The 6217-nt window shown below is 29.6% G+C and carries 2 protein-coding genes and 1 pseudogene; all 3 read left to right on the forward strand.

Annotated features, from left to right (window positions below; all coding sequences use genetic code 11):
* Window positions 1-534 (forward strand): annotated as a pseudogene (locus tag HRU49_RS13785) (hypothetical protein); the annotation flags it as partial.
* Window positions 535-551: 17 nt separating this feature from the next.
* Entirely contained in the window at window positions 552-2078 is a 1527-nt protein-coding gene (locus tag HRU49_RS13790) for a RagB/SusD family nutrient uptake outer membrane protein (RefSeq protein WP_296358160.1), read from the forward strand.
* 132 nt (window positions 2079-2210) lie between these two features.
* Window positions 2211-6170, forward strand: coding sequence for a hybrid sensor histidine kinase/response regulator transcription factor (locus HRU49_RS13795; RefSeq protein WP_296358163.1), 3960 nt, complete (start codon window positions 2211-2213; stop codon window positions 6168-6170).
* Window positions 6171-6217 lie beyond the last annotated feature (47 nt).

The following is a 6217-nucleotide window of genomic DNA, read 5'->3' on the forward strand; positions in this document are numbered from 1 at the left end:
GTTATTAATATTTCTGATAGAACAATTATTGGTAATCCAAACCCTGATTTTGTATATGGATTAAATATGAATATTTCTTATAAACGTTTTAATTTGAGTGCAAATTTTGATGGAGTTTATGGAAATGATATTATAAATACACAATTTGAAACGTTAAATATAGCAGAAGGTCGATTTACTAATATTACAGTTGACGCCTATGAACAGGCCTGGAGGCCAGATGCTCCCTCAAATACTTATCCAAGAATAGGTACGTTTATTTCAGGAAAAGGAGGTCCCGTAGATAGAATGGTTTATGATGGTAGTTATTTTAGATTAAATAACTTAACTTTAGGCTATGATCTTCCTGTTGAAAGTTTTGCTAGTAAGGCACAAATATACGTGGCCGCGACGAATTTATTCACAATAACCGACTATACGGGTTATACACCTGTTTTGACAAGTTATTTAAATGACCCTCTAATTTTAGGTGTTGATAATTTTAGCCCTCCAAACTCAAGAATATTTACTTTAGGAATGACTATCAATTTTTAATAAATACATTTACAATTATGAAAACAAGAAAAAAATACATGTCTTATCTCTTACTAGGGGGGATATTGCTTTTTGGAAGTTGCACCTTAGAAGAGGACCCTCCATTTTTAACTTCAGAGACAATCTATAGTAATCCTGATAATGCAATTGGAGCGCTTAACGGGGTTTACCATGCATGGGCAGATTGGGGTACTTTTAGATATTTTTTCCCAAAGTTACTTAATTATAATTCAGGTTTTTATGTATCCACAGAAGGTGGAGGTCCATCAAATAATAATGCTGTGAATTCATCAATGGCATCATTAAAGCCATTAGAGGGGGACTTTACTTTAAACATTGTATGGAATGGACATTATAATGCTATTGCAAGGGCAAATGATGTTATTGAAGGTGTGAATTCTCAGGGCTCTAATGATGAAACCATCCAGGATATTTTAGGACAAGCCTATTTTATAAGGGCTTATTCTTATTTTAACCTTGTTCAATTGTGGGGAGATGTTCCTTTGCGTTTAGTTCCTGTAGATACAGAAACACTTTATTTAGGAAAAGAGGATTCTAAAGTTATTTTAGAACAAATTATCAGTGACTCTAAATCTGCTATCCAAAATATGAATGGAATGATGGGAGCAGGATATCCAAGGCAATATGCAGCCAATATGCTATTAGCAAAAGTTTATATGTACTTAGCAACCAATACAGAATTACAAACCAATTCTGAGAATTATTGGCAATTGGCTTACAATGAGGCAACTGAAGTATACGGTAATTACTCTCTGGTGGCTGATTATGCAGATTTATTTGACGGAAGAACTAATGAGAATACTCAGGAATCGATATTTGAAATACAATTTAACTCTACTATAAAATCAGATTTATTTAGAGATTGGAGTATAGCAAATTATGGAGAATTCCCTGGTTGGATGCAGCTAAGAGTGAATCCTGAGGTATATGATAGACATTTAGAAGCTTATCCAACAGATAATCAAAGATTAGAATCTACTTTTTTAACAAGTTACGATAATACATTTGGAGGTACTTCTACTTTTTATCCAGACCATAATGGTTCCGACAGAAGTCAAAGCTGGAATACATCATTTCCCTTACCTTTTAAAACAAGTTTAAAAGATAAAACACAAACCAACAATATTAGCCAAAGAAACACTATTGTTTATAGGTATGCTGATTTATTATTGATGTTGGCTGAAATTTCAAACGAATTACAAAATGGAGAGCAATTAAGTTATGTTACAGAAGTTTTAGATCGTGTAGGAATTACTCCTAGTTCATTATATTCAGGCGGACAAGATGCTTTTAGAGAGGCAATTATGGCAGAATATAATTACGAATTATTGACTGAAGGTCATGACTGGTTCAATAATAGAAGAAGAGGTTATCAATGGTTTAAAAATCATGTGATTGACCCACATAATAACTATGTTAATAGAAATGAAAATTTCGATGTAACTCATGATATAGATGAAAGTACAGTAATGCATTTACCTATACCTGCAGCAGAGGTTGGTGCAAATCCCGAGATAGATTAAATAGTTTTTTATTTAATTTTTTTAAAAACTCTTCCAATATATATTATTTTGAGAAGGGTTTTTAGTTTGTATAATTATGTTTTTACTTTTTAAATTTTTATATTTTAGATTATAAATAATCAAACTTATTCCATGAATAAAAAAACTATTTTAGTTTTTCTTTTTTCATTATATGTTTTTATTGCTTTTTCTCAGAATCAAACCTTTCAAAAATTTGGTATTAAAGACGGATTAAGTAGTAGTAGAGTTTTTACGAGTGTTGAAGATGATCTTGGCTTCTTATGGATAGCAACAGATATTGGAGTAGACCGTTTTGATGGGAACAACTTTAAACACTACGAACTGTCAGATTTTTCTAATATTAGAAAAGAAGATTTTTATAGATTTTATCTTCAAAAAGATAAAAACAATCAAATTTGGTTATTGGCAAATAATGGATCGCTTTTTAAGTATTCAATAAGCCATGATAAATTTATCCTTTACCATGCCTTATATCAAGATCTAGAGTTTTCCATAAAAGCAAATTTCTTTTGGATAGATCATAACCAAAGATTTTGGATAGGAAGTGAATTCGGACTTTACTTTTTTGATATTAAAACTAAGAAAATAGTACTAAATAAAAAAGTAACAGGAAGTGTTCAGGCAATTACACAAGATAAGGAGAATAATATTTATTTGGCAGGATCTGAAGGTGTTTTTATTTTAAATAAAGATTATGAATTACAACATAATTTACTCGACGTTAGTCATACTGCAAATATTGATATCCATAAGGGAAAAATCCGTTCTTTATTTTTTGATGAAAGCTACAATAGGTTATGGTTAGGGACAGATAAAAGAGGTCTTTGTGCATTTAATTTAACTAATTTTGATTTTATAATACCTTTAGGACTTGAGAGATATAAAGGATTGTATATAAGGTCTATAGAGGGATATACGCCAAATAGTATTATCGCAAGTGTAGATGGTGTTGGACTAATAGTTTTAAATCTTTCAGATTTAATATTAGTGAATAAATTTTCATTTACACAAAATGACCCTAATAGTCTAAGCTCTAATTCAATATTTGATATTCTTAAAAATAGAGATGGTATATTTTTTATATCAACTTTCAGGGGCGGATTAAATTCTTATAATCCACAACAATTAGGAATACAATATCTAAACCAAATCCCCGGAGACCCTAATTCTCTTGACAATAATAATATTTTATCAATATCAGAAGTATCAGAAGATATTATCGCTTTCGGAACTTCAAAAGGTGTAAGTATATGGGATAAAGCAAATAATAAATGGTCTCACTTATCTAAAGTTGCAAATCAAAAAAATATCCTTAGTGGATTTGTCCATGCGCTTGCGGTAGATAAAGACAAAAATATATGGACATCCTCCCATACTAATTATATTACCAAGTATGACTTAGGGAAATCTGGAAAGTATACTGTAGCAAATAACGCTCCAAAAGAATATTATTCAGAAGGAGTCTTTGACATTTTTGCATTAAATAGCGGCCTCATTTATTTTGCAAATGCATCAAGTGGAGTAATGCAATATTCCATAAGCACTAAAACAACCAAACTCTTTCCAATAAAAGGTGTTAAAATTATAGAGTCTTTAACTCCCGAAGATTTAGTATTAGGGGGTTCGGAAGGATTATTCATTTTAAATACAGAATCTTCAGAGTCAACAGTTCCAGAGTTTATCGAAAATTCTATCTTAAATGGAAAGTCAGTTAATTCACTTTTTGTAGATGAACACAGACAATTATGGGTAGGCACAGCAGATTCTGGTATTTTTATTGTAAATTTTGATAAAGAAAGTATCGAACATATCTCTACAAATGAAGGGTTACCCTCTAATTTTATTTTTTCAATTATTAAAGCAGATTCATATATATGGGCTGCAACAAGTGTAGGAATATCAAGAATTGATAGAAATAGAAATATATATACTCTTTTTAAGTCCGATGGTCTTATATCAACAGATTTTAATAAAAATGCTGTTATAAAATCTTCAGACAATAAATTGTATTTTGGAACAAATCAAGGCGTTGTTTATTTTGATCCAATGCATATAAGATCTATAAAATCTCAGAAGTCACTTGTTCTCACAGATTTTTATATCAATCATAAATTGACTTTTATAGGTGAGGATTCTCCACTGAAAACAGCACTCAACCAAACTAAAATTATAGAATTAGATTATGCTCAAAATTCATTTGCCATTGGTTTTAGTACAATTGATTTTGTACACCCTGATATTGGAAAAGTACAATGGAAATTAGAAGGGTTTGATAAAGATTGGATTTTCTTTAATAAAATCGATAGAATTAATTATACAAACCTCAGTCCGAATAAGTATACCTTAAAATTAAGAATTATTAATGAAAGAGGTGAAATATTGACAAACGAAAGACATATTGATATCATTATTAAATCACCCTTTTGGCTAAGTTATTGGGCTTTTATTATTTATACCTTACTATTAATTTTATTAGTGGTAACGATAAATTATTTTTTAAGATTAAGAATGAATTCAAAAAATTCTGAAGAGCGTTTACATTATTTAATAAATATGGCTCATGATATAAAAACGCCTTTAACACTTATAAAAGCACCCCTTCAAGATATTTTACAAAATGAACAAAATAATCATGTTAAGCAAAATGTCAATATTGCGCTTTCCAGTGCAGACAAATTACAAAAGCAAATGCTACAATTTCTAGACTTTAAAAAAATTAAAGTAAAAGGGAAACCATTAATAAAAGAGAGCATTGATTTACATTTATTTTTTCAAGATAAGTTATTAGCATTTACACTACTTTGTCAACGAAAAAAAATAGATTTATCATTTGATGATTCATCAATTTCCAATTTAAGAATTTTAAGTGATAGAAAAATTATAGATGTTGTTGTTAGTAACCTGCTTACCAATGCAGTAAAATTCACAAATGAAAATGGAAAAATCCACATTTCTTTAAATATTAAAAATGATAACTGTGAAATTTCTATAAAAGATTCTGGTATAGGGATACCAAAATCTCAGCAAAAGAAGATATTTAATTTGTTTTATAGATCCCCTCAAGCTCTTGAGGCTGGAATACCTGGCAGTGGAGTAGGGTTAATTTTGGCTTCTGATTTAGCAAAAAAATTGGATGGTAAAGTTTTTTTGTCAGAAAGTTCAAATAAAGGATCTACTTTTAAATTTATATTCCCGATAGAAATCGTGAAGAAAGAAAATAGAGACGTTAGTGAATCATCCCAAGATATTGTTTATGACAGATTCCAAGAAAATGATCATAGAATAAAGTTGTTATTTGTAGAAGATGACAAAGAACTTTTAAATTATGCAAAGCTGAGACTTCAGAAAACATATCAAATTATTACAGCATCAAACGGAAAACAGGCATTTGATTTAGTGCTACAAAATTTACCAGATATTGTAATTTCTGACATATCGATGCCAAAGATGAACGGACGTCAACTTTGTATGAATTTAAAAAGTAAAATGGAAACCTGCCACATCCCTGTTGTTCTTCTAACAGGTCTTTCTTCAAAACAAAACATATTACAAGGTTTAGAGAGTGGAGCTGACGAATATATTACCAAACCCGTTGAATTTGATATTTTGGTTAAAAAAATTGATGGAATTATAGAGAATCGCCAAATATTAAAAAGGAAATTTTTACAGTTAGATGAGACTGAGAATTTTGATATTTTAAACGAACTAGATACCTTATTTATTACAAATATTAACACCTACATTGAGGAAAACATCAGTGATCCTGAATTATCGGTATATGACTTATATGAATTTGTAGGTATGAGTAGAACACCTTTTTATCATAAACTTAAGTCGTTAGTTGATTTATCTCCATCAGAATATATTAGGTCTATTAGATTAAAAAGGGCAAGAGCTTTATTAAAAGAAAAAAATAAAAATATTAGTGAGGTTGCTTATTCTGTTGGCTTTTCAAATCCTAAATATTTTAGTACAAGTTATAAAAAATACTATGGTCAAAGTCCATCGGCATATGTACGAGAAATTAGCCTATTAACTTCTAAAGAAAATACATCAAGAAGGGTTGTTTGATTTTATAGACGTAAAAATAATATTAAGTCTATTTAGTTTTTTCATAT

Source organism: Winogradskyella sp., assembly GCF_013213975.1.
In the GTDB taxonomy this organism is placed as follows: Bacteria; Bacteroidota; Bacteroidia; order Flavobacteriales; family Flavobacteriaceae; genus Winogradskyella.

What these genes read in the sequence shown, in the direction of transcription:
- HRU49_RS13790 (WP_296358160.1), top strand. Translation starts at nt 552, where the DNA reads ATGAAAACAAGAAAAAAATACATGTCTTATCTCTTACTAGGGGGGATA.
- HRU49_RS13795 (WP_296358163.1), top strand. Translation starts at nt 2,211, where the DNA reads ATGAATAAAAAAACTATTTTAGTTTTTCTTTTTTCATTATATGTTTTT.